Source organism: Variovorax sp. P2_H12, from assembly GCF_056403395.1.
Genome location: NZ_JBFUFO010000186.1, coordinates 1 through 465 on the forward strand (window position 1 = coordinate 1; position 465 = coordinate 465).

Annotated in this window: 1 protein-coding gene; it reads right to left on the reverse strand. The window is 69.5% G+C overall.

Annotation, left to right across the window (positions count from 1 at the left end; translation table 11 throughout):
- On the reverse strand, positions 1-326 hold a 326-nt coding region (locus AC1DYK_RS35745), incomplete at its 3' end, for a DoxX family protein (RefSeq protein WP_478170577.1).
- Between the last annotated feature and the right edge of the window lie 139 nt (positions 327-465).

A 465-nucleotide genomic window follows, 5' to 3' on the forward strand; every position in this document is an offset into this window, starting at 1 on the left:
GGGTCGAGCAGCGTGAGCTGGACGACGGACGCTCCGGCAAGCAGCCCGACGAAAGCCATCGCCGCCACCCCGGACAGCAGGGGCACCAGCAGGGCGACGGCGCCCGCCATCTCCAGGGCTCCGATGAGGTACATCGCGCCATGGCTCCAGCCCATCCGGTCGAAGGACTCGATCGCGGACTCGTGGGCGATCAGCTTGGCGAACGCGCTGAAGGCGAAGAACAGGGCGAGCAGGACCCGTGCCACGGTGAGCGCGACCGCACCCCGGCTGCGTGCCGCGGTCTCGGTCGTCCCGGTGGTGATGGTGTTCGTCGTGGTCTCGGACATCTGGGTCTCCTCGGGAGGCGTCGCGTGGTGTTGCGTACGCAAGGAAAGACCCCGCAGCGGCCCGGAACTCATCGCATCCCGGACGGCCGATCTTCTCGGTTCCCGTCGCCCGGCGACTACCTGGGCACGGCCCTTACCC